This window comes from Elizabethkingia argenteiflava (genome assembly GCF_009904105.1).
Classification (GTDB): domain Bacteria; phylum Bacteroidota; class Bacteroidia; order Flavobacteriales; family Weeksellaceae; genus Elizabethkingia; species Elizabethkingia argenteiflava.
On record NZ_JAAABJ010000370.1, the window covers coordinates 1 to 342 of the forward strand.

1 protein-coding gene is annotated in these 342 nt (G+C 70.8%); it reads left to right on the plus strand.

The genetic code is table 11. From position 1 onward, the window contains the following. A partial coding sequence (locus GNY06_RS04205) for an SRPBCC family protein (RefSeq protein ID WP_166518938.1) occupies positions 1-342 on the plus strand: 342 nt, incomplete at both ends.

The following is a 342-nucleotide window of genomic DNA, read 5'->3' on the forward strand; positions in this document are numbered from 1 at the left end:
ACGCCTGGTGGCGCGGCCTGACGAACCTGCCGCAGATCATGCCGGACGTGGAGTCGGTGCAGCCGCAGTCCGGCAGCACCGAGGTGACGCACTGGAAGGTGCACGGACCGCTCGGCAAGACCGTCGAGTGGGACGCCACGATCGTCGAGGACGTCCCGAACACGCGGATCGCCTGGGCGACCGAGGACAGCAGCGGGCTCGACGTGAAGAACGCCGGCGCCGTGCGCTTCGACGACCACGGCGCCACCACAGGCGTCGAGGTCTCGCTGCAGTACGACCCGCCGGCGGGCCTGCTCGGCGACGCGGTCGCCAAGCTCTTCGCCGACCCGCAGAAGAAGGTCG